This window comes from Glutamicibacter nicotianae (genome assembly GCF_016907615.1).
Taxonomy (GTDB): domain Bacteria; phylum Actinomycetota; class Actinomycetes; order Actinomycetales; family Micrococcaceae; genus Glutamicibacter; species Glutamicibacter nicotianae.
The window spans coordinates 1,306,741-1,328,565 of sequence record NZ_JAFBCH010000001.1 but is presented as its reverse complement, the minus strand read 5'-3'; the positions used below and the strand labels follow the sequence as shown (position 1 = coordinate 1,328,565).

The 21,825-nt window shown below is 61.4% G+C and carries 22 protein-coding genes and 1 pseudogene; 7 read left to right on the top strand and 16 right to left on the bottom strand.

Going from position 1 to position 21,825, the window contains the following annotated elements; all coding sequences use genetic code 11:
- Positions 1 to 152 precede the first annotated feature (152 nt).
- On the bottom strand, positions 153 to 548 hold the full coding sequence (locus tag JOE62_RS16500; RefSeq protein ID WP_275587971.1) for an amidohydrolase family protein: 396 nt from the start codon (positions 546 to 548) through the stop codon (positions 153 to 155).
- 103 nt (positions 549 to 651) lie between these two features.
- Positions 652 to 1,456, bottom strand: a pseudogene (locus JOE62_RS16495) (amidohydrolase family protein); the annotation flags it as partial.
- A 528-nt stretch (positions 1,457 to 1,984) separates the two neighbouring features.
- On the opposite strand from JOE62_RS16495, the gene JOE62_RS06490 reads away from it, so the two are divergent.
- Positions 1,985 to 2,713 (top strand): type 1 glutamine amidotransferase domain-containing protein, encoded by a 729-nt coding sequence (locus tag JOE62_RS06490; protein ID WP_193058422.1) that lies wholly within the window; start codon positions 1,985 to 1,987, stop codon positions 2,711 to 2,713.
- Positions 2,714 to 2,911: 198 nt separating this feature from the next.
- Here JOE62_RS06490 and JOE62_RS06485 read toward each other — a convergent pair whose 3' ends face one another.
- From JOE62_RS06485 to truB, 8 genes are all read right to left on the bottom strand, one after another.
- The gene (locus tag JOE62_RS06485; protein ID WP_204721252.1) at positions 2,912 to 3,520 is read right to left on the bottom strand and encodes a hypothetical protein; all 609 of its coding nucleotides are present in this window, start codon (positions 3,518 to 3,520) and stop codon (positions 2,912 to 2,914) included.
- Positions 3,517 to 4,074 carry a hypothetical protein gene (locus JOE62_RS06480; RefSeq protein ID WP_204721250.1) on the bottom strand — a complete coding sequence of 186 codons (558 nt, stop codon included), beginning with the start codon at positions 4,072 to 4,074 and terminating at the stop codon, positions 3,517 to 3,519. The genes JOE62_RS06485 and JOE62_RS06480 overlap by 4 nt, the downstream gene beginning before the upstream one ends.
- Positions 4,075 to 4,669: 595 nt before the next feature.
- A complete protein-coding gene (rpsO, locus tag JOE62_RS06475; RefSeq protein ID WP_013348393.1) occupies positions 4,670 to 4,939 on the bottom strand; it encodes a 30S ribosomal protein S15 in 270 nt (89 codons plus the stop codon).
- Between the two features lie 107 nt (positions 4,940 to 5,046).
- The gene (locus JOE62_RS06470; protein ID WP_204721248.1) at positions 5,047 to 5,832 is read right to left on the bottom strand and encodes a class I SAM-dependent methyltransferase; all 786 of its coding nucleotides are present in this window, start codon (positions 5,830 to 5,832) and stop codon (positions 5,047 to 5,049) included.
- Between the two features lie 5 nt (positions 5,833 to 5,837).
- Entirely contained in the window at positions 5,838 to 6,791 is a 954-nt protein-coding gene (locus JOE62_RS06465; RefSeq protein WP_121866442.1) for a bifunctional riboflavin kinase/FAD synthetase, read from the bottom strand.
- A 64-nt stretch (positions 6,792 to 6,855) separates the two neighbouring features.
- Positions 6,856 to 7,323, bottom strand: a complete 468-nt coding sequence (locus JOE62_RS06460; RefSeq protein ID WP_204721246.1) for a hypothetical protein — start codon at positions 7,321 to 7,323, stop codon at positions 6,856 to 6,858.
- Positions 7,324 to 7,332: 9 nt separating this feature from the next.
- A complete protein-coding gene (locus JOE62_RS06455; protein ID WP_128469836.1) occupies positions 7,333 to 7,695 on the bottom strand; it encodes a hypothetical protein in 363 nt (120 codons plus the stop codon).
- Positions 7,696 to 7,712: 17 nt separating this feature from the next.
- Positions 7,713 to 8,636, bottom strand: a complete 924-nt coding sequence (gene truB, locus JOE62_RS06450; RefSeq protein ID WP_204721244.1) for a tRNA pseudouridine(55) synthase TruB — start codon at positions 8,634 to 8,636, stop codon at positions 7,713 to 7,715.
- Between the two features lie 258 nt (positions 8,637 to 8,894).
- Here truB and JOE62_RS06445 point away from each other — a divergent pair, with 258 nt between their 5' ends.
- The 4 genes from JOE62_RS06445 (at position 8,895) to JOE62_RS06430 (ending at position 12,816) form a co-directional block, all read left to right on the top strand.
- The gene (locus JOE62_RS06445; protein WP_038989659.1) at positions 8,895 to 9,557 is read left to right on the top strand and encodes a fasciclin domain-containing protein; all 663 of its coding nucleotides are present in this window, start codon (positions 8,895 to 8,897) and stop codon (positions 9,555 to 9,557) included.
- A 170-nt stretch (positions 9,558 to 9,727) separates the two neighbouring features.
- Positions 9,728 to 10,309, top strand: coding sequence for an ECF RNA polymerase sigma factor SigK (sigK, locus tag JOE62_RS06440; protein ID WP_239543236.1), 582 nt, complete (start codon positions 9,728 to 9,730; stop codon positions 10,307 to 10,309).
- Positions 10,309 to 11,133 carry an anti-sigma factor gene (locus JOE62_RS06435; RefSeq protein ID WP_204721242.1) on the top strand — a complete coding sequence of 275 codons (825 nt, stop codon included), beginning with the start codon at positions 10,309 to 10,311 and terminating at the stop codon, positions 11,131 to 11,133. Before sigK ends, JOE62_RS06435 begins: the two co-directional genes overlap by 1 nt.
- A gap of 198 nt (positions 11,134 to 11,331) precedes the next feature.
- Complete coding sequence (locus tag JOE62_RS06430) at positions 11,332 to 12,816, top strand: molybdopterin-dependent oxidoreductase (protein ID WP_204723232.1); 1,485 nt, start codon at positions 11,332 to 11,334, stop codon at positions 12,814 to 12,816.
- Positions 12,817 to 12,833: 17 nt separating this feature from the next.
- Here JOE62_RS06430 and JOE62_RS06425 read toward each other — a convergent pair whose 3' ends face one another.
- Entirely contained in the window at positions 12,834 to 13,280 is a 447-nt protein-coding gene (locus JOE62_RS06425; protein ID WP_204721240.1) for a YdeI/OmpD-associated family protein, read from the bottom strand.
- A 422-nt stretch (positions 13,281 to 13,702) separates the two neighbouring features.
- Here JOE62_RS06425 and JOE62_RS06420 point away from each other — a divergent pair, with 422 nt between their 5' ends.
- Positions 13,703 to 14,803: a ScyD/ScyE family protein gene (locus JOE62_RS06420; RefSeq protein ID WP_204721238.1), complete on the top strand. Its 1,101-nt coding sequence runs from the start codon at positions 13,703 to 13,705 to the stop codon at positions 14,801 to 14,803.
- A 118-nt stretch (positions 14,804 to 14,921) separates the two neighbouring features.
- On the opposite strand, the gene rbfA is transcribed toward JOE62_RS06420, so the two are convergent.
- The 5 genes from rbfA to JOE62_RS06395 form a co-directional block, all read right to left on the bottom strand.
- A complete protein-coding gene (gene rbfA, locus JOE62_RS06415) occupies positions 14,922 to 15,356 on the bottom strand; it encodes a 30S ribosome-binding factor RbfA (RefSeq protein ID WP_073706748.1) in 435 nt (144 codons plus the stop codon).
- Positions 15,357 to 15,457: 101 nt separating this feature from the next.
- Positions 15,458 to 18,358, bottom strand: coding sequence for a translation initiation factor IF-2 (gene infB, locus JOE62_RS06410; RefSeq protein WP_204721236.1), 2,901 nt, complete (start codon positions 18,356 to 18,358; stop codon positions 15,458 to 15,460).
- A 176-nt stretch (positions 18,359 to 18,534) separates the two neighbouring features.
- Positions 18,535 to 18,855 carry a YlxR family protein gene (locus tag JOE62_RS16745; protein ID WP_204721234.1) on the bottom strand — a complete coding sequence of 107 codons (321 nt, stop codon included), beginning with the start codon at positions 18,853 to 18,855 and terminating at the stop codon, positions 18,535 to 18,537.
- A 139-nt stretch (positions 18,856 to 18,994) separates the two neighbouring features.
- Positions 18,995 to 19,978, bottom strand: a complete 984-nt coding sequence (gene nusA / locus JOE62_RS06400; RefSeq protein WP_204721232.1) for a transcription termination factor NusA — start codon at positions 19,976 to 19,978, stop codon at positions 18,995 to 18,997.
- Positions 19,979 to 19,980: 2 nt separating this feature from the next.
- The gene (locus tag JOE62_RS06395; protein ID WP_038989669.1) at positions 19,981 to 20,547 is read right to left on the bottom strand and encodes a ribosome maturation factor RimP; all 567 of its coding nucleotides are present in this window, start codon (positions 20,545 to 20,547) and stop codon (positions 19,981 to 19,983) included.
- A 175-nt stretch (positions 20,548 to 20,722) separates the two neighbouring features.
- On the opposite strand from JOE62_RS06395, the gene JOE62_RS06390 reads away from it, so the two are divergent.
- Positions 20,723 to 21,796 (top strand): hypothetical protein, encoded by a 1,074-nt coding sequence (locus JOE62_RS06390; RefSeq protein WP_204721230.1) that lies wholly within the window; start codon positions 20,723 to 20,725, stop codon positions 21,794 to 21,796.
- Positions 21,797 to 21,825: the final 29 nt, after the last annotated feature.

The window sequence follows — 21,825 nt, the reverse complement described above, 5'->3', positions numbered from 1 at the left end:
GCCAACTCATCTGCCGCAAACTGGCCGTCCACGCTTCGGGCAATCGGTGCAACGGGCTTGAGCCCCAGCCAGTGTCCCTGATCTGGAACGGACCAGGGACACCGGCTGGGGCTCTTGGCATCTAAGCGGCTTACAGCGTACTGGGCCTGCGTCTAGCGCACCGGCATGTTCAAGGAATCAAGACGGTCATAGACTTTCTGCCCGCCGAACCAGGTTTGCTGCGCAGTGATCAACGGCAGCTGGTCGAGCTCCGCTTCGAACGGGTCCGCCGAGAGCATGACGAAGTCGGCAGACTTTCCGATTTCCAGCGATCCGGTCAGCTCCTCCATCCCCATGGCCTTGGCGCAATTGATCGTGTAGATGCGCAAGGCATCAGCCAAGGTCACCGCTTCCTCTTCCCAGAGGATTCCGGAGAACGCTCCAGTATGATCCTTGCGGGTGATCAACCCGTAGATTCCCTCCCAAGCGTTCGGGGAAACGCTCACCGGCCAGTCCGAGCCTCCGGCAACCAGCGCCCCGCTGGCAAGCAAGGTCTTGTTCGGGTGCATCTTGGATGCCCGTTCGGCAGGAAGGACCAGTTTCATCGCTTCGGCGATCACCCCCGGGGAACCACAACGAAGGCGAGATGTCCGCGTTGACTGCCAATTTTGCAAAGCGCGGCAGGTCATCCGGGTGAATGAACTGGCCATGGGCGATATGGTACTTTGGCTCGATCAGACCTGCCTCGCGCACCTTTTGGACTGCGTCCAGGACCAGCCGCACCGAGGCGTCGCCGGTGCAGTGGATCTTTGCTGAAATGCCCCACAGTTCGGTGCTCATCAGCCAGCCCTCGAGTGCTTCTGGAAGCATGGTCGTGCTGCCGCAATGGCACTCCGGGAAACCCACGCCTTCCAGATACGGTTCGATGAACGCTCCGGTACCGGCCGGCGGGACGCCATCGAGGAAGATCTTGATGAAATCAGAGCGGTGGTGGGCGGACCTGGTTTGCTCGCGCTGGGCAATGATCCCCTCGCCCAGCGGATGGGTTCCGAAAATGAAATCGTTGGCCTGCATGCAGGTGACCACCCACGCGTGCAGGTTCCCCGACTCGTCCAGTTCTTTCAACGCCTGCATGAGCTGCAAGGAGGCGGCGGCATCCTGGAATCCGGTGATGCCGTAGGAATGCAGTATTTCCATGCCCCGTGCAGCGGCTTCGGCCACTTGCGAGGTAGGTGTCGGGCTCAAGCTCTCGCGTGCCTGCTCGACAATGACTCCGGCGGCTTCGAGCAGGCACACCGGTGGCCTCATCCAGCCGCTCCAGCGCCTGGGGTGTGTTGAGCTCGCTGAACAGGCTCGAGCCCCAGCTGCCGCCGATAACCCACTGGTCCGCGGCCAGCTTGTCCGACCATGCCGCTACGGCTTCCAGGAACTCATCGAGGGTGAGCGTCGGTGGCACGTTTAGCTCGAACAGGTCCATGTGCCCGGCAAGCATGTGATGGTTATGCACATCCATCAGCCCGGGCATGATCGCGGCCCAGCCCCGATCGATCATCTCCGTTTCTTCCCCGCGCAGCCCCAGGACATCATCGCCGAGCGCGACGATTTTTCCTTCACTGACCGCCATCGCTGTGGCGATGCTGTCTCGCGGATCCAGCGTATGAATGGTGCCATTGAAAATAATCAGGTCAGGGGCTGTGTTCACGAATGCATACCTTTCGACGGGGTCCCATCCCGGATGGCTTGTGCAACCTCTGGAGGCGAGGCGGGCGACCGCCCGTCGGGTGCATTCATTCTGGCAAAGTCCGCACCTGGGGTGTTGGCTTTGCGCGCAGGATTGGTTGTCATTGCACGCCAACGTCGCATGGGTCAGCAGGCCAGGGCATGTTCCGTTGTCTCGGATCTTGGTGGATTGTTCCACACAACTTGCTGGCAACTTGCGTGTCCCCTCTTGCGACAGCCTGCAGGTTGTACAAGGGTGGAAGGACGAATGCGAAAGGAGCACACCTTGAAGAAAATCCTCATGGTCCTGACCAGCGTTTCCGAAATCGGTGAGGACAAGGAGCCCACCGGATACAACGTCGCAGAAGCCGCCCATCCTTGGAAGGTGTTCCGGGATTCCGGTCACTTCGTCGACTTCGCATCAATCAAGGGTGGCCAGCCGCCACGCGACACCGTGGATCAGGATGACCCGATCCAGGTGCAATTCACCCAAGACGAAACGACCCGAGCCGGCCTGTACAACACCGCCCGGGTGGGAGTCGTCGATCCCGAACAGTATGACGCGGTGTATCTCGTTGGAGGCCACGGCACCATGTGGGACTTCCCGGACAATGAAGGACTGCAAAAGCTGGTCGGCGCCATCTACAACAAGGGCGGCGTTGTCGGTGCGGTCTGCCACGGCCCGGCCGGTCTGCTTGATGTCGAACTGCATCATGGTTTGAAGCTCTTGAGTGGCAAAACCGTTGCGGCATTCACCAACGATGAAGAGGTCGCCGTAGGCAAGGACAAGATCATTCCGTTCTTCTTGGCCGACAAACTCACCGAGCAAGGCGCCACGCATATTGCCGCCGATAACTTCGAAGAGAATGTCCAAGTCTCCGAACGCCTGGTCACCGGACAGAACCCGGCCTCCGCGGCCGGTGTCGCCAAGGAAATGGAAAAGCTCTTGGCCGAAGTGATCCACCAAGAGAAGGCCGCTGAAGCCGAAGCAGCCGCTCAAGACGAAGCCGAATAAGCAAAAAGGTAATGCAGCCTGAAGATTCATAAAGAACTCTTGGATCCGCGTAATTTCGCGGATCCAAGAGTTTTTAACTTCCACTGGCCTTGATATGACGCATCCCGTTGCTGAAGCAATACTGACCGGGCGCATTAAGGTACAAGCAGATTTGAGCCCAGCCACCTGGAAGGCTGAACCGGGAGGTATGGAAGCGGGCTACCGCTGAACGAAGACCTGCAGTCCGCTTCCTCGTGTGAACCCCAGTTTTTCGTATCGCATCGCCATGGTTTCATCCGCAGCTATGGCTGCCACCACGGACTTAGACGGCAAGACCGAAATGGCTGAGCGAAGATCGGCTAACACTCCGGAGGTTGAACCTGGCATTTGAGCAAGAGAAGAAAGAATGTAGACCTCCCCTACAGGTAGACCACGGATGTCCAGAGCTACTTCTCCTTGACGCGCCATGGTTGCCATGCCGGCAGCCAACCAGATCATCAGCAAAGCGCTGATGCCGAATCCGGCAATTTGAACCCAGGCACTTCCAACCTGCAGGAAACGAACGGCTAGAGCCAGCAAAGCTGGAACGCATAATGCTACGAGGAACAAGCACAATCGGAGCAGAGCCGGCACCGGTCTGTTGCGCAGCAGCACGAAAACGCCCAACCTGTTACTGGTCAGGTGTATATGACGGCTCCCGGCGGACACCAGCGAAAGCAGCTGCGCAAGGAAAATAAATGCGGCACTAGCTGTGCCCTTACCGAAGGCAAGACTGGTGATGCGAGCAGCTTGGCAGGTGTCCCGTATGAGCCCGATAATGCTCGTCAATCGATTGGGTCTGGTTCGCAACCTGGCCGTCCATGCATCGCAAAAGCCTTCTCATACAGAGTGGCGCTCTCATCCGGCCAGCCTGGATCTCGCGGAACGACACCAGTAGCAGCCCAGAGCGTCTCCCTTAGCCACTGTGCGAATCCAGCTACACGGAAGTTGCCTACAGCGCCTGCATCCCCTTCAGCATGCTCAAGCAAGACAATTGCTCGCCTCATCCCACCGAGCTCGTCCTGAATGACGTTCCACAATTCTTCATCCTTAGTGAACACAACGTCGTAGCTGTCTTCATCTTCTTCGGGAGGCCATTCCATCATTTCGCGTTCAACCGGCAATGACCGGGAAGCAAGGAGCTCTGGGTCGGAAATATCGTAGGCTGCAACTACACGTGCCGAGTCTACGTATTCATCGATGAGGTTGCCGGCGAACCTGGAGTAGTCGAAGGTCTTGCCACCCAACGAGGTGAGAAGTGCTGCAGCTTCCGACACGCGTGGAGCAGCACAAACCCCGTAGTGCGCACGAGCGGCTTGCAGGAGTTCTTGGTAGTCAGTCATAGTTTCATAATTGAAACACGATTAGTGCCGCCAACAGTAGCTGGCGACACCAGTGCTTCGTGCAGGTTATTTCTTAGGTCGAGATTCCGTAGAAGAGATGAACGCTAGTGTTCCGCTTGTCCGGGTGGTAGCGCCACCTGCACCCCTTCTTGCCGCGGGTGACATTCTTGATTTTGGTCAGGCACTTGGCGCTGATGAAGATCATATTGCCCTTGCACGTTGCCAGGTAGCAGTCGCGCTTCTTCGGCTTGCTCTTCTTGCTGTTCTTCTTGATGGTCTTGGAGATAGCCCTACCGGCTACGAGAACGAGGGCTCCTCCGATAACAAATGCAGCACCGACAGCTAGGTAATAAATTGCGGTGTTAACCTTTCGAGTAGCTTCGGGGCCCTTTCGGAAGCCAACTCCGTCTTTTTCCTGCCGGCAATGCCGTATCTGGGGTGCAGAGATCTATGCGAATGCTGTTTTGGAGATCATTATTCGAAATTCGTGCCGACGACTCAGGAGCCGATGACGCGGTCCCACGGCCTGGAGGTTAAGAAAAATCCCCGTCTCCTGAAGCGGAGACGGGGATTTTTCTTGCTCTGAAGCAGAGGACTACTTGCGCAGGCCCAGACGCTCGATCAGCGAACGGTAACGCTCGATGTCGGTGTTCTTCAGGTAGCCGAGCATACGACGACGGCGACCAACCAGAGCCATCAGGCCACGGCGGGTGTGGTGGTCATGCTTGTGCATCTTCAGGTGCTCGGTCAGGTCCGAAATACGGCGGGACATGACGGCAATCTGAACCTCAGGCGAACCGGTGTCACCCTCGTGGGTAGCGTAAGCCTTGATGATTTCGTTCTTGATAGTGGCATCCAATGCCATAACAAACTCCTAGAGTTGGACCGCGTTCATAAGTCAGTGCGAACGCCGAGGCATTCACAGGGGAAACTCGCAACCGCGGACTGCAGCGAGAACCACCGTCAATCATATCACCGACGGGGACGCCGGCGGGACCTCCAAGCATGGGTGAGATACGGCACCTGCACCTTCTTATCTGGCTCATGCCCCAAATGCTCATGCCAGTACCATGCCAGGTTCGCTTCGACCTTTGCCCGCGTGGTGTCCGAGGACTTGCGGTAGTAGCTGCGTGATTTTGTCAGCTCGATAATCTCGTGGAAATCCAGCTCCATGAACCAATGCCAGATGCCATGCTCGGGCTTGTTGAACTGCGGTCCCAGCGGCGGCTCCAGCTCGGGCCGGTGTACATCCCCTGCATGCATGATCCGTGCCAAGCGGTGCACCCAGTGAACGGTGACATCCAGCTGGTTCCACAACAGTGCCAGCCAACCGTCGTCATGGAGCAACCGTGCCGCTTCGGCACTGGCTCGCGGGTGGTCAACCCAATGCCATGCCTGCGCATAGGTCACCAGATCAAAACTGTCAGCGGCCAAACCGGTAGCTTCACCAGCAGCGCAGGCCACCTCGATGTGAGGCAGGCGCTTGGACAGGACCGAGAGCATGTCCGAGGAAGGGTCTACCGCGGTGACTTCCAAGCCTGCAGAAACCAGTTGCTCGGTGAAGATCCCCGAACCGCAACCGATATCCACCGCAGTCGCCGGAAGGTGATGCAGCGTGAAATCCACTGCTTCCTGGGGATAGGAAGGACGGATCTTGTCATAGCTTTCGGCATCCGACTGGAAGGCCGACGCCAATTCTTCGCGGCGTTGGGCTCCCACAACGAAGGCGCGTTGCGGCAACGAAGGTATTTCAGCCATGATTCCTAGTGGCGTTCGGCAGCCAGTACCGCACGGGCCTGGTCGACATCCTCGGTCATCTGCTCAATCAAGGCTTCGATGCCGCGGTAGGCGACCATCGGACGCAGATGGGAAATGAACTCGACGACAATCTGCTGGCCATACAGGTCGAAATCTTCCACCCCTTCTTCGGGACGGTCGATCACATGCGCCTCGACCACGCGGGAGACACCATCGAAGGTCGGGTTCGAGCCAACGGAAATTGCCGCCGGCCAACGCACCTCGGCCTCGTCGATGACCCAGCCGGCATACACGCCATCGGCAGGGATGATGCCGGTGGCTTCGGGATCCAGATTTGCGGTGGGGAATCCCAGCTCGCGGCCGCGGGCGTGGCCATGCACTACTTCGCCGCGCATGCGATGCGGCCGGCCGAGGATCGCGGCGGCGGCCTCAACGTTGCCAGCCGCCAGTTCCTCGCGCACCCACGTCGAAGACAAGCGCCGCTTGTCCCCCACATCTTCAACGCCGATGACCTCGAAACCGTATTTGGCTCCCAGCTCCTGCATGTAGCCGAAGTCTCCGGAATTGCCGCGGCCGAACCGCACATCGTGCCCGACAACGACGGCTACGGCGTTCAGCTTCTCCACGATGATGGAACGGACGAACTCTTCAGCGCTTTGATCCGCAAATTCCAGGGTGTAGTGGATCATCAGCGTGGCGTCCAGGCCAACGCTGGCCAGGGTGTCGATGCGGTCGGCAATGCCCATGATCAATTCAGGAGCACTCTCGGGACGGTGCACCAGCGCCGGGTGCGGGTCGAAAGTGATTGCCACCGATTGTGCAGAGCGCGCTTTGGCCTGTGTGACAGCTGCATCCAGCACTTCGCAGTGGCCCAGGTGGACACCGTCAAAGTTGCCAATGGTCACGACAGTGGGCGCCATATCCGCGGGGACGGCATCCAAGCCCTTCCAATAGTGCACTTTGCTCCTTCAGAAATTCTGCTGCGGCGGATGGAAAACCCACCGAAGTAATTCTTGCACGTCTTTAGACGTGACGCTCATTACGATTACGGTACAGCCACCACAAGCCGATGATCGGCAGAACCAGCGGAATGTATCCGTACCCTTCGCCAAAACCGCTCCACACCGATGGATGCGCGAATTCTTCGGGGTGGGTCAGCGACAGGATTCCCACGACGATCACGCCCACCAATTCAATGGCTACCGCATACAGCGAGACCAGCCAGGCGCCACGCTTGGCCGAGGACAGCGAGAACGTGGCCAGGATGTAGATCAGGCCGGAAACCAGCGACAGGCTGTAGGCGATCGGAGCCTCGTCGAATTTGCTCATGATCTGGTAGACCCCGCGGACCGTCGCCGCCAGAGCGAGGATGCCGTAGACGGCAATGATCACGCGGCCCAGGCCGGTGGACCGGCTCGGCTTGGGGGCCTTGTTGGCGCTGCGCGCCTCGGCGGCCTGCATGATGCGCGAGTTGCGCTGCTTTTCACCCATGGGGTACTCCTACTGCCAGATCTGTTCCATGCGGAACACCATAACGAAAGTGACCGCGGCTGACGCGGCCAGCACGGCGTTGGACCAGCGGCTCTTCTCGCTGATGGCCCAGAAGAAGGCGATCGGCGGCATGATCAGCGCCGTGATGAAGTAGCCCCAGAATTCCACCGGGTCCCCCTGCACCGCGTTGCCGCCAGCCTGGCGGATCACCGCCGCAATGCCGTAGGCAATCAGGAACAGCTCGGTGGCCACCGCGCCGATCAGCGCCCAGTCATCAGGGTGCTTGCGGATTGCTGTTGCAGTCGCTGCCACCAGAAACGCCAGCGCACAGACCACCGCGCCGGCGATGAAGAATCCATTCAGGGCAATCAAGCCAGGTCCTTTCGGGATTACTTGGCGGTGAAGACCAAGGCGGTACGGGCCTTGTCGCCCTTGTCTTCCAGCAACGCGACGAGCACGCCGTTTGGCGCGAACGCGGCAACGGTCTGGCCTTCGGCGATGTCCATGCTCAAGTGCGAGGCGGGGATGGTGCGGCCGAACGACAGCTCCACTGCTTCGTCGACGCTGACCGTGCGGTTGGGGAACAGCGCCGCGGCAGCCTTTTCAATGGGGAGGATCTCGAATTCCTGGGCCAGCTGCTCCAAGGTGCGGGTGAGCTCGATCTTGTACGGGCCCACCTCGGTACGGCGCAGCGCGGTGAGGTGCCCGCCCACGTTCAATGCTTCGCCCAGATCGCGGGCCAGCGCACGGATGTAGGTTCCGGATGAGCAGGAGACGGTGACGTCCACGTCGAGGATCTTGCCGCCGTTTTCGCGACGCACCTCGTGGATCTCGAAACGCGAAATGGTCACCGGACGGGCCTTGAGCTCCACCTGTTCGCCGGCGCGCACGCGGGCGTAGGAACGCTTGCCATCGACCTTGATGGCCGAGACCGAGCTCGGGATCTGCTGGATGTCGCCGCTCAGCAAGGCCACCTCGCGTTCGATGTCCTCGTCGCTGACAGCTGCTGCGATGCGTTCGGAAATGATCTCGCCTTCGGCATCGTCGGTGACGGTATTCTGCCCCAGGCGGATGGTGGCGGTGTAGGTCTTGTCGTGGCCCACGATGTAAGTCAGCAGGCGGGTTGCCTTGTTCACGCCGACCACCAGCACGCCGGTGGCCATCGGGTCCAGGGTGCCGGCATGGCCGACTTTCCTGGTCCCAGCGAGTCGGCGGATGCGGCCCACCACGTCATGGGAGGTCATTCCCTGGTCTTTGTCGACTAATACGAGGCCTGATGCCTGCTCTTGCGTGTTCTGCCCGGCTTTACTCACGCCTTCCAGTATATGGGCTGTGCAGAGAATAAGCCTGCCGCGGGTTCCAAGCGTGGCAGATCCCACGTGCGGACCAATCCCCCTCCGATAGCGTGGCTGCAGACCCGCCCGGACGCCGCGTCACAGAGGGACTGGAAAATTATTTTGACGGGATTCCAATCCGCCAGGCATCGGGCACCGAATGCTCCATGACAGCCTGCTCCGCACGGACAGGAAAGGAACCGACGACAATAGTCGCGGCGAAGCAAGGAGAAAATCATGAAGCGCACATACAGCAAAGCCGCTGGAGTCTTCGGGCTCATCGCAGTCGCCGCCATGGGACTGAGCGCCTGCTCGACAGGTTCGGAAACCATGGAATCGCCCACCGCTTCTGCTTCGGAAAGCAGCTCTCCGATGGCCAGCGAGTCGGCCATGGATCCAGCCGGAAATCTCGTTGGCCCAGGCTGCGCAGCCTACGCCGAAGCAGTCCCGACCGGTGATGGCTCGGTAGAAGGCATGGCGCAGGATCCAGTAGCCGTCGCCGCCTCGAATAACCCGCTGCTGACCACGCTGACCTCGGCAGTCTCCGGTGAGCTGAACCCGGACGTGGACCTGGTCGATACGCTCAACGGCGGCGAATTCACCGTCTTCGCACCGGTGGATGACGCCTTCGCCGAGATTCCGAAGGATGACTTGGCAGCAGTGGCCAAGGACGCCGACACCCTGACCAGCGTGCTGACCTACCATGTGGTTTCCGGCCAGATCGCACCGGCTGATCTTCCCGGAACCCACAAAACGGTCCAGGGCGAGGATCTTGAAGTCACCGGCAGCGGTGATGATCTGGAAGTCAACGGGGCCTCGGTCATCTGCGGCGGCGTGCAAACCGCCAACGCCACCGTGTACCTGGTGGACACCGTCCTGATGCCGCCGGCCAAGAAGTAGCACCCCCGGAAACAGCAGGTCCGCCGGCATCGAGGTGGTGCGTGGAATACCTTCCATGCACCACCTTCGCCGGTGATGCGAGAACGTGGTTCCCGCAGCCCAGCTATTCCCCGAACGCCACGCCACCGCAGAGCGCCGCTGAGACACAAATGCATGAGACTCTAGGATTCATGAGTTCCAATAGACTCGACGCCATGGAAGACGATTCCGTGCAAACACCAGACGATTTGTTGCGACAGGTCGCGCTGGGGGCCGAATCTGCCTTCGAATCGCTCTATGATGCCATGGCATCGCGGGTCTTCGGCCTTGTGCTGCGGGTGCTTCGCGACCAGGCGCAGAGCGAAGAGGTCACCCAGGAAGTATTCGTCGAAGCGTGGCAGCAGGCCAAGCGCTTCGATCCGTCCCGCGGAACCGCTGCGTCCTGGCTGCTGACCATAGCCCACCGCCGAGCCGTGGACCGGGTGCGCTCCAGCCAAGCGAGCCAAGCCCGGGATCTGCGCATTGGAATCAAGGAATTCCAGGACAGCTACGAAGACGTGGAAGAGAACGCCATCTTGCACGACGAGACCGTACGCGTTGCCCGGGCACTGCAACAGCTCAGCGCACCGCAACGCGAAGCCATACAGCTGGCCTACTTCGGCGGATACACCCACCTGGAAGTCGCTGAGCTGCTGAAAGTACCGGTGGGAACCGCTAAAACGCGAATACGCGATGGCATGGGCAAGCTTCGAGAACTGATGGGAGTGGCGTAATGGAAAAGCATGAGAACGAGCGGACCGACGGCTTCGCCCTGGAAGCTCTGGGAGACGAGGACCGCGGCAAGCTCGCGCACCAGGACTCAGATGCCGCCCAGGCCCGCCACGAGCTGGATGCCTTGCAGGAAACTGCTGGACTGCTCGGCTTGGCAGCGCAGCCGGTTGCTCCCCCAGCACGGCTCAAGAACGATGTCATGGCAGCTATCCGCGCCACCGAGCAGCTGCCGCCCGTCCAGGACCAGGAGCCTGCCTCGGGCAGCTCCCCCGCCAGTGGCTCCACGGCTGGTGCGGAACGTGAATCCGATGCCCCGGCAACGCCCCCGGCGCCGCAGCCCGGGACACCGCGCGGCACCCAGCGCTTCTTCGCCTTGGCCGCCGGCGTCCTGCTACTGGCAGCGGCGGCGTTGGGCGGCTTGGCCATCCAGCAGAATTCCGAGCAGCGCGAGCTGGAAAGCAAAATGGCAGCCATGGCCGAACATCAGGAAGAGCTCGCCCGGATCCTGGGGGCTCCCGATGCCAAGTCCAAGACGCAGACCTTGGATGACGGGGCAACGATCACGCTGTCCTATTCCGCGGCCGAAGGACTGATGGCGGTTTCCACCTCGGGCATGCCGGAGCTGTCCAGCGACAAAGGGTACGAGCTGTGGCTGATTTCCGCCGACGGCGCAGTCCCGGCAGGAATGCTCACGGGCAGCGATGCCAACGGCATGATCATGGTTTCCGATCCGATGCAGGGGATCACTCATTTCGGGATCACCGTCGAGCCGGCCACCGGCTCCCCCGCCCCGACGACGGATCCCATCATGCTGCAGTCGCTATGAGATCGCAGAAGATCTTGTAGCCGGTTCCAATCTGCTGTGCGTCCCGTTCCGAAAACACTGTAAGTGGTTGTTCCCCCGCATTAGGGAGGGGAACATCGAACGAAACGCATGAGGTGAGTGGCAGTGGGCTTCAAGAATAAGCGCGGCAGCAGGGTTTACGTTTTCCACGCGGTAGCCGGAATATGTTCGGCAGCGCTCATGTTTGCCGTCGCCCAGTTGGCCTCGGCATTTTTCAATAGTGCTTCCTCGCCGTTTTTCGCACTGGGGTCTGCCATCATCGACTTGACGCCTCCATGGCTCAAGGACTTCGCCATCGCCACCTTCGGGACCAATGACAAGCTGGCGCTGTTCATTTCCATCGGCGTGGCAGCAGCGGTGCTCTCTGCCCTGATCGGCCTGCTGGCAAAGCGGAGTTTCGCGTTGGCCTGCACCGCCATCATTGCTTTGGCGCTGGTGCTTGCCAGCGCTGTGGCCGCCCGCGCGTCCACCAGCCTGCTGGATGTTGTCCCTACGGTGCTGGGCGCAGTCGCCGGCATCGGAGCTCTTCATTGGCTGGCCCGGCTGGCTACAGCCACCGTCCCCGAACCCGGCCAGGGCACGGCAGCTGCCGGCCCAAGCCGCAGAATATTCTTGCGCGGCGCGGTCCTGTCCTTGGCGGCCGCGGCACTGGCCACCGCGGTGTCCACCTCCGTCTCCGCTACACGCAATATGGCTGTCGCCGCCCGCAACGCCCTGCGCCTGCCAGCGGCCCGGACGAAGGCCAAGGCCCTGCCCGAAGGAGTGCAAATAGAGGAGGCGAATATGCCCCGCTTCGTTACTCCCAACCAGGATTTCTACCGCATCGACACCGCGCTGTCGGTGCCGCAGATCGACCCGAACCAGTGGTCCTTGCGCGTGCACGGCATGGTGGAGAATGAATTCACCATCGGCTTCGACGAGCTGCTGGGCGAGGAACTCGTGGAAGCGTATCTGACCCTGACCTGCGTATCGAATCCTGTCGGAGGAGATCTGGTAGGCAACGCGAAGTGGCTGGGCTACCCGCTGCGAAAGGTGCTGGAGCGTGCGGTTCCCCAGGCCGGCGCCGATATGGTGCTTTCGACTTCTCATGACGGTTTCAGCGCTTCCACACCGCTACAAGCGCTGACCGATGACCGGATGGCCTTGCTGGCTATCGGCATGAACGGCGAGCCGCTGCCCTTCGACCACGGATTCCCCGTGCGCATGGTGGTTCCCGGCCTCTACGGCTATGTCTCGGCCACCAAATGGGTGATTGATTTGGAGGTGACGCGTTTCGAGGACAAGGCCGCCTATTGGACTACCCGCGGCTGGTCTGAACGCGGTCCCATCAAGATGTCCTCCCGCATCGACACGCCTCAGCCCTTCGCCGAGGTCCCTGCAGGGGAAGTTGTCTTGGGCGGAACTGCTTGGGCGCAGACCCGGGGCATTTCACGCGTGCAGGTGCAGATCGATGACGGCCCCTGGGAGGATGCGCAGCTGGCCGCCGAAGCGTCGCTGGATACATGGCGGCAGTGGCGCTTCGTGTGGAAGGACGCGGCACCGGGCATGCATGCGGCGTCGGTGCGAGCCTATGATGCGCAGGGCAAGATGCAGACCCGCGAGAAAGCCAACCCTGTGCCCAATGGCGCCAGTGGTTGGCAGCGTCTGCAGTTCACCGTGCAGTAGCCTTGCTCACCAGCACCCTATTCGTCGCGCAGCGCCTTGATAGCTTTCTCGACCCGGCGCGTCCTGGTGTCTTCGCCGCGGGCAGCCACGATGGGCTCCACATGGCCTCGTTGTTTGCTGTAGGACAGCTTGTTCCACGCTTCAAGGAGCTGCGGCTCGGCGGAGAGCAGCACAGCCAGTGGCTCGGGAATTTCGACGGTCCGCGGCTCTTCATCCAATTCGAGTTTCACGCTGATCTCATCGCCTGCGCCCTTGCCCGTGGCAGCGCGGGTTTCAGCGTTGAAGGAAATCAGGAACTGGCCACGCATCGATGAAATGGTGTTCCGGTAGCTATATACCCCGTCAATGGTTACCAAGACAGGAACGCGCTTGCCACGGCCGAATCCGGCAACGACGTCATCTGGAACGACAATTCCGACGTTGTTCCCGCCGGTGGCACTGAGCACGGTGATGAATTCTGGCATTCGAGGGACCCCTGTTTCGGCTTATGCTGGTGATGGCTACGCTATCCCACGAACTCGGACCGGGTCTATGGGCCCGCACGGTTCCATGAGTGCTCCCGGCACGAGTCAGCCAGCACATCACACCTGTCCAGAGCATCAGAACGGCCAGCTGCCGCTCGGGGTTCGCGAGCACTTTATATGAGTCTCGACGGACCCTTGACCACCCCTGTGCCCCGGCCTAGAAATCGATTCATCTGAGCGCATTGCCACGCGCCACCGCTGGGCTCGACATCCATGGGGATGCCGCCAGGACCGTGTTCCGCGGATTCAGCAGGCTCGTGCCATGGCTCTGGAAGCATCTGGTACTCAGCGGGTTCAAGTCTGCGTCTTCTTCGCGGCCGTCATCTGGCCGCGGCTCACTCGCACTCCCAGGAGAATCTCCCATGAAATCCCGAGTTCTCGCTGCCCTCGCGGCGGGATCGCTACTTACCGTGCCGCTCGTCGCTGCCCCGGCCCACGCTGCCGCTGCGTCCGCGCACAGCAAGCCGTCCATTGATTCGGTGCAGTCCGTTGCCGAGGGACTCGTCGGTCCGCTCAAGGTGGCTTTCGGTCCCGAAGGCTCGTACCTTGTCGCCGAGGCCTTCGGCGGAATCCTGTCATCCATCTCAACTGATGGCACCCGCCAGGTCTTGGTATCGGCTCCCGGCAAGGAAATCGCGGGCGTCTCGCATGACCGTGGCAACACCTACTACTTCGAGAACCTCGCCGGCACGGATGAAGATCCGCAAGCCGAAGGGCCCGCACTGGTCAAGGCCATTGATGCCCAGGGATCCACCCGTAGCTTGGCGGACCTGTTCGAATACGAGGTGGCCCACGACCCGGATGGCCAGACGCTCTACGGCGTACGTGACGCCTCACCCGAATGCCTGGCCCTGGCCCCGTACCTCCAGACCCATGGCGAGGTGTACTCGCACCCGTACTCCAGCGTTCCGGCCGCCAACGGCCTGTACGTGAGCGATGCCGGGGGCAACGCCCTCTACCACGTCGCAGCCGACGGCACGGTGACCCTGCTGAGGACGATGCCGGCTGAGCCGATCAAGATCACCGAGCAAGTAGCGGCTTTGGCCGGGAAAATGGGCTTGTCCTTTCCGGAGTGCATGATGGGCCTGGATTACTGGGCCCAGCCGGTGCCTACCGACATCACCGTGCACAAGCAGTGGCTCTACTACACCGTCTTGCCCGGCGTTCCGGGCGAGGGCCTGTCGATGGGCAAGGTCTACCGGATGAACCTGCACAGCAAGGTCACGCAGCTAGTGGCCACCGGGCTGAATGCCCCGACCGGGGTGGCGGTCGATGACCGCGGCCGGGTGTTCGTGGCCGAGCTCTTCGGTGGCGGCGTGGGAGCCATCCGGCACAGCGAGTCCATGACGGTGCTGCCGGTGCCGATGGCTTCTGATGTGGCAATCGACGGCACCAGGGTGGCGGTCACCGCCAACGCCCTGACGCCTTCGGGCACCCTGCTCAGCGCCCGGATAGCCCGCTGATCACCGGCATCCACCGGAGGGATTGCCGCGACGGAAACTCATGAATTAAAAATGCTGGGGATCGCACCATGGTGCGATCCCCAGCATTGCATCCGGGCGGAAGGATTCCGGGAAGCTCCTAGGCTTCTTCGGCGTCCTCGTCCTTCTTGTATGGGTCCTGGTCTCCGGCGAAGTCCTTGCCTTCGCGCAGGGCCGCGACCTCAGCGTCCTTCTCGCGGGCCTTGGCCAGCAGTTCCTCCAGGTGCGAGGCACCCTCGGGAATCTCGTCAGCGACGAAGGCCAGCGTCGGGGTCAGGCGGATGGTCAGGTTCCGGCCCAATTCCTTGCGCAGGGCGCCGCCACGCTTTTCCAGCAGGGCGGCGATGTCCTTCTTCATCTCGTCATCGCCAAAGACGGTGTAGTACACCGTAGCGTGCTGCAGGTCGTTGGTGACACGGGCATCGGTCACGGTGACGTTGTCGATGCGCTCGTCCTTGATGACGTTGCGCAGCGACTGGGCCATAAGGACCTGTACGCGCTTAGCCAGGCGTGCGGCGCGGGCTGAATCAGCCATGGTTTTCTCCTAATGGTTCAAAACTCGTGGGCGCTTGACCAAAGCTTATCGGTCAAACGCCCACGAATCAGTGAGTCACACTGCTAATTGCCTGTCGGCAATTAGTCGCGTGGCTTTTCGCGCATCTCGAAGGTCTCGATGATGTCGCCTTCCTTGATGTCGTTGAACGACCCCAGGCCGATACCGCATTCGAAGCCCTCGCGGACCTCGGTGACATCGTCCTTCTCGCGGCGCAGCGAATCGATCGACAGGTTGTCGCCCACGACGTTGCCGTCGCGTACCAGGCGGGCCTTGGAATTGCGCTTGATAGTGCCCGAGCGGATGATCGAACCGGCAATGTTGCCGAACTTCGAGGAGCGGAAGACCTGGCGGATCTCGGCGGTACCGAGGGCCACTTCTTCGTATTCCGGCTTGAGCATGCCCTTGAGCGCTGCTTCGATGTCGTCGATCGCGGAGTAGATGACCGAGTAGAAGCGCATGTCGACGCCTTCCTTGTCGGCCAGTTCTGCCACGCGCTCGGCTGGGCGGACGTTGAAGCCAATGATGATGGCGTTGTCCACGGTTGCCAGGTTGACGTCGTTCTGGGTGATCGCACCAACACCGCGGTGGATCACGCGCAGCTGCACGTCGTCGCCTACCTCGATCTTCATCAGCGAGTCTTCCAGTGCCTCGACAGCACCGGAAGCGTCACCCTTGAGGATCAGGTTCAGGGTATCGATCTTGCCATCGGCAACAGCCTTGTCGAAGTCTTCCAAGGTGATGCGCTTGCGGCGCTTGGCCAGCAACGCATTGCGCTCTGCGGTCTCGCGCTTGTCAGCGATCTGGCGGGCGGTGCGCTCGTCATCGGTGATCAGGAAGCCGTCGCCAGCACGCGGAACCGAGGACATGCCCAGGACCTGTACCGGACGCGATGGCAGTGCCACGTCGAGGTTCTCGCCGTTCTCGTTGAACATTGCACGCACACGGCCGTGGGCGGTGCCCACCACCATGGTGTCGCCAACGCATAGGGTACCGGACTGGACCAGGACGGTGACAACCGAACCGCGGCCCTTGTCCAGGTTCGCTTCGATAGCCACGCCGCGAGCGGACTTGTCCGGGTTCGCCTTCAGTTCCAGGACATCGGAAGTCAGCAGGACAGCGTCCAGCAGCTCTTCGATACCCTGCTTCTGCAGTGCAGAAACCTTCACGAACATGGTGTCGCCACCGTATTCCTCGGGAACCAGGCCGTACTCGGTCAGCTGGCCCATGACCTTGTCAGGGTTGGCGCCTTCCTTATCGACCTTGTTCACTGCGACGATGATCGGCACGCCGGCAGCCTGTGCGTGGTTCAGCGCTTCCACGGTCTGCGGCATGACGCCGTCGTCCGCTGCGACAACCAGCACTGCAACGTCGGTGACCTCGGCACCGCGGGCACGCATGGCGGTGAACGCCTCGTGGCCCGGGGTATCGATGAAGGTCATCGCGCGCTGGCGACCCTCGTGCTCATGGTTGATCTGGTATGCACCGATGTGCTGGGTGATGCCGCCGTGCTCGCCCTCGATGACGTTCGACTGGCGGATGGCATCCAGCAGTCGGGTCTTACCGTGGTCGACGTGGCCCATGATGGTGATGACCGGGGCGCGCTCTTCGAGCACGTCTTCGCCTTCGGCCTCAAGTTCGGCTTCCAGGTCCAGTCCGAAGCCTTCGAGCAGCTCCTTGTCCTCGTCCTCTGGGGAGACGACAAGCACCTTGTAGCCCAGCTCTTCACCGAGCACCTCGAAGGTCGCCTCATCCAGCGACTGGGTTGCGGTAGCCATTTCACCGAGGTGGAACAGCACGGTCACCAGTGCGGCCGGGTTGGCGCCAATCTTGTCAGCGAAATCGGTGATCGACGCGCCGCGGCGCAGACGGATCTCGGTGTCACCGGTGCCGCGCGGAACATTCACGCCGCCCAATGACGGAGCACTCATCTGCTCCAATTCTTGGCGCTTTGCGCGCTTGGACTTGCGCTGCTTGCCGCGACCGGCGCCTCCCTTGCCGAAAGCGCCGCCAACGCCACCGCGGCCGCGTGGTGCGCCTGGGCGGAAGCCGCCACCGGTGCCGCCACCGCCGCCGCCACCTGGGCGACCGCGTCCGCCGGCACCTGCACCAGGACGTCCGCCGCCTGCTGGGGCTGGACGATCGGTGCGGTTAGGCATCATGCGCGGAGTTGCAGCGGTGCCGGCGCCTGGGCGTGGACCGCCTGCACCAGCTGGGCGTGGAGCGCCCTGGCCTGCTGGGCGTGGGCCGCCTGCGCCGGCTGGACGTGGACCGCGCTGCTGGCCATCGCGTGGCGGGCGTGGGCCGCCCTGGCCGTCGCGGGCCGGGCGTGGACCGCCGGCACCAGCTGGACGTGGACCGCGCTGGCCGTCACGTGGCGGACGAGGACCGCCCTGGCCACCTTCGCCGCGCATGCCCTGCTGCGAGGAGAACGGGTTGTTGCCTGGACGTGGACCGCCCGGACGTGGGGCGCCTGGACGTGGGGCACGACCGCCTTCGCGGCTGCCGCCACCACGGCGTTCGCCGGACTCAGCGCCGCGCATTCCCTGCTGCGACGAGAACGGGTTGTTGCCTGGGCGCGGAGCGCCTGGCTTTGGAGCCGGCTTGGCGCCTGGCTTCGGCGCTGGGGCTGCACCCGGCAATGGAGCGCCAGGGGTTGCCTTCGCGGTTGGAGCGGCAGGTGCTGCTGGTGCAGCAGGAGCCGGAGCTGGCTTGGAGCCTGGCTTCGGCGCCGAGGCACCTGGGGTAGCTGCCGGCTTTGGAGCTCCAGGGGTCGCTGGCTTGGCGGCGGCTGGCTTCGCAGCTGCTGGCTTGGCGGCACCGTTCGAACCCGGGAATGCGTCGCGCAGCTTGCGCGCTACGGGTGGTTCAACGGTCGAGGAAGCGGAACGAACGAATTCGCCCATGTCCTGCAACTTGGTTAGTGCTTCTTTTGAAGTGATTCCGAGCTCTTTGGCGAGCTCGTGAACGCGGGGTTTAGCCACATCTCTCCTGTGTCGATGCGATCTGCTCAAACCCCGGTATCAAAAGATAAATCTTTGGATCAGCGGTCTGGCAGATCAGCTGTGTAATTCGTGAAATTCTTCCGTCGCACGGTGGATCACGCAGAACTGATAATTCATCGTTGTGCGCTCAGCATTGCCGACTCATCGGGTTGCCATCAGATTTCTGACCCGCTTTCATCATGTTTGCCAGATAGCTGGCTTGCTGCCAACTGATCTTCGTATGCAGTGAATTCCTGCAGTACCTGCGAATCGTCTACCGCGGATCTGAAGGTCCGCGCGAACGCTCGGCGCTGCACTGCTTGCTGCACACACTTTTCGGTCCCGTGGGTCCAAGCGCCCCGCCCGAAAGCGGAACCTTGCAGATCCAGATTCACCGCACGCAGCGGTGCACCGTCTTTGAGGACCCAACGGAGCAGCTCGCTCTTATTGGTTTCGGTTCGACAGCCAATGCACGTGCGTTGCTGATGCAGCTTCATGCGAGCGTCGTCGCCACCTTCCCAAGTTATTACGAGCCATCTACTAGTCTAGCGCGTTTGGACGCCATAGCGCGCATGAGATGCGGCTCACACGCAGCCAGGCGTCCAGCACGCTGAACTGGAATTCTTCGGCAGCTGCTTACAGCTGCGGTTCCTTGCCGCCCGATGCGGCCAGGATGTCGATGCGCCAACCGGTCAGCTTGGCTGCGAGGCGGGCATTCTGCCCTTCCTTGCCGATCGCCAGCGAGAGCTGGGAGTCGGGGACAACCACGCGGGCACGGCGTTCACTTTCGTCCAGGATCTCCACCGAGATGACTTTCGACGGGGACAGAGCCGCTGCGATGAATTTTGCTGGATCCTCGTTGTAATCGACGATGTCGATCTTTTCGTCATTCAGCTCGTTCATCACAGCGCGCACGCGGGTTCCCATTTCGCCAATGCAGGCGCCCTTGGCGTTGACGCCGGCTTTGGTTGCACGCACGGCGATCTTGGTGCGGTGGCCAGCTTCGCGGGCCAGCGCCTCGACCGCGACGGTGCCGTCAGCGATTTCCGGAACTTCCATTTCGAACAGCCGGCGAACCAGGTTCGGGTGGGAGCGCGACAGGGTAATGGCCGGGCCCTTGTTGCCGCGCTCGGCCGAGACAACGTAGGCGCGCAGGCGGTTGCCGTGCTGGTACTTCTCACCTGGCGACTGCTCGACCGGTGGCAGCAGCGCTTCCAGGTCGCCGAGCTTGACCTGCACCATGTGCGAGGAATAGCCCTGCTGGATGACGCCGGAGATCAAGGTGCCGACACGGGCCGCGTACTCGCCGACGACCTGCGCATCTTCTGCTTCCCGCAGGCGCTGCATGATCACTTGGCGTGCGGTCGAAGCGGCAATGCGGCCGAAGCCGTGAGGAGTATCGTCGAATTCGCCCAGGAGCACGCCAGCGTTATCGCGGTCTTCCACCAGGATCGCCACATGGCCGTTGCTGCGCTCAATATGCGCGCGAGCGCCAGGCATGGAGCCTTCGGTCTTGTTGTAGGCCAGCAGCAGGGCCGACTCGATGGTTGGAATCAAGACATCCATCGGGATGTCGCGGTCTTTTTCCAGGATGCGCAGCGCATTCATATCAATATCCACGCTTAGCCCTCCAAATCTTCAGTATCGACAGTGTCCAAGAGCGCGTCGTCGAAGTTCAGTTCTGGATCGACAACTGCTTTGCGGATATTTTCAAATGCATGGGTCGCAGGTTCGAGCACCTTGACCTTCATGCCCTTCTTGGCCGGCTCGCGGTGCTCGGCAACCAGCACGTCATTTTCGTTGACCTCTAGCAGTCGTCCGCGGAGCTTCGTGCCGTCCGCCAGTGAAAGCTTGACCATGCGGTTGATGGCGCGGATCCAATGGCGCTGGGCAGTCAACGGGCGGGAGAGTCCCGGGGAGCTGACTTCGAGTTCGTATGGAGCCGCATTCGCATAGACGGCGTCCTTGTCGAGGGCATTGGAGATGGTGGTGGTGACTTCGCCAAGTTCATCGAGGTCCAGCGTTTCATGCCCGTCAGCTTTGTCGACGATGATCTGCAGGATCATTTGCTTGCCGGAGGGACGCAAGGTGACTTCTTCTAAGAGAAGCCCGTGGGATTCTACGTCTTTGGAGAGCAATGCAGTCAGACGCTGCGCTTCCTGTTCGGTATCGGCCGGCATTCCGGTCATGGATATCCTCCCACGCTATTCGATGTTGTCCTTTAAGCCTATATCGCGTTCCGCACATTGAGAACATCCAAACGGGCACAGGTGAAGGAACTCACGCCCATTTTCCATTCATCGCGGCGCGCGGCCCCGCCAATGCCCTCATTGCCTGTGTTGATCATGGCATGATCGAAACGCTATGACTGAAAAAACGCCTTATTCCTCCCCTCGCTCCGACAGGCAAGCACGCCGTGCTCCGGGCTGGGTTGCTCCTACCTTGGCTGGCGCAGTTGCCGTGGCAGTGACGTGGGGAATAGGCAGCACGCTCTTTCATGGTGCCCTGGTCGAGCACGGACTGCCCGAACAAGTCAGCGAAGCCAGCGCCGATCAACGCACGATGTGGGAACAGGGAGCAAAGCTCGCGGATCTGGCATCCCAGGCCCAGGCTTTGGCCAAACTGGCACCCGAGGAAAACGCGTCGCAGCTGTCCGCACTGGCAACTTCCTTGTCGCAGGGTTCAGCGCTGCTCGGCGAATTGCGTTTCCATGACCAAGAACCTGCGGCGTTGCCGCAACGCTACTCCCCCGACGCACTGGTTGCCCTTGCCACGAATGTGGCCAATGTCTCGGCACAGATGCCTGCATTCGAGGAGCCGTCGCTTCCCAGGGATTCTAAACTGGCCGAGATTGCCTTCCAGATCAATCTGGATGCCCGCCGTGCACTTGCATCATCAGGTGACGAGCGCGACCTCGACTTGGCCCTGCCGCTGAGCAAAGTCGCGGGCGAGGAAAAGCAGAATGACCAGCTGGTAGCCTGCCTGCCGCATGCAGATCTGCTGGACCCGGCTATGGAAATCACCGGAGCACAGGACATCGAGCCAACGGCCGTCGCCCGTGCACTGGACCGCGGCTACGCGCTGGATTTCCTTCTTCAGCTCACTGCTGCTCGTGGCGCTGCGTCAGCCGAGGATGCCATTGAAGATCGGCGCAGCGAATTGGGAAATCAGCTTCGCGGCCTGCGCGACGTCGTTGACGACCGGTGTGCAGACCTGCGCGAGCCCGCCTATGCATTGCCCGAAGGCGGACTGGAAGAACTAACCACGCTCTCCGCAGCAGCCGAAGAAGATTTTGCTGAAGCGCTGGTCGTAGCAGCGGGAAACACCGATGGCGCCGCTGGATTGGAAATTTCCGCCCTAGCATTCCAAGCTCTCCGCGAACTGCACGGATCAAGTAGTGACTACCGTCTCTTGGAAACTGGCGAGTCCAAGAAATAGCTTGAATTCCAGCAGATTTTTTCTGGTAT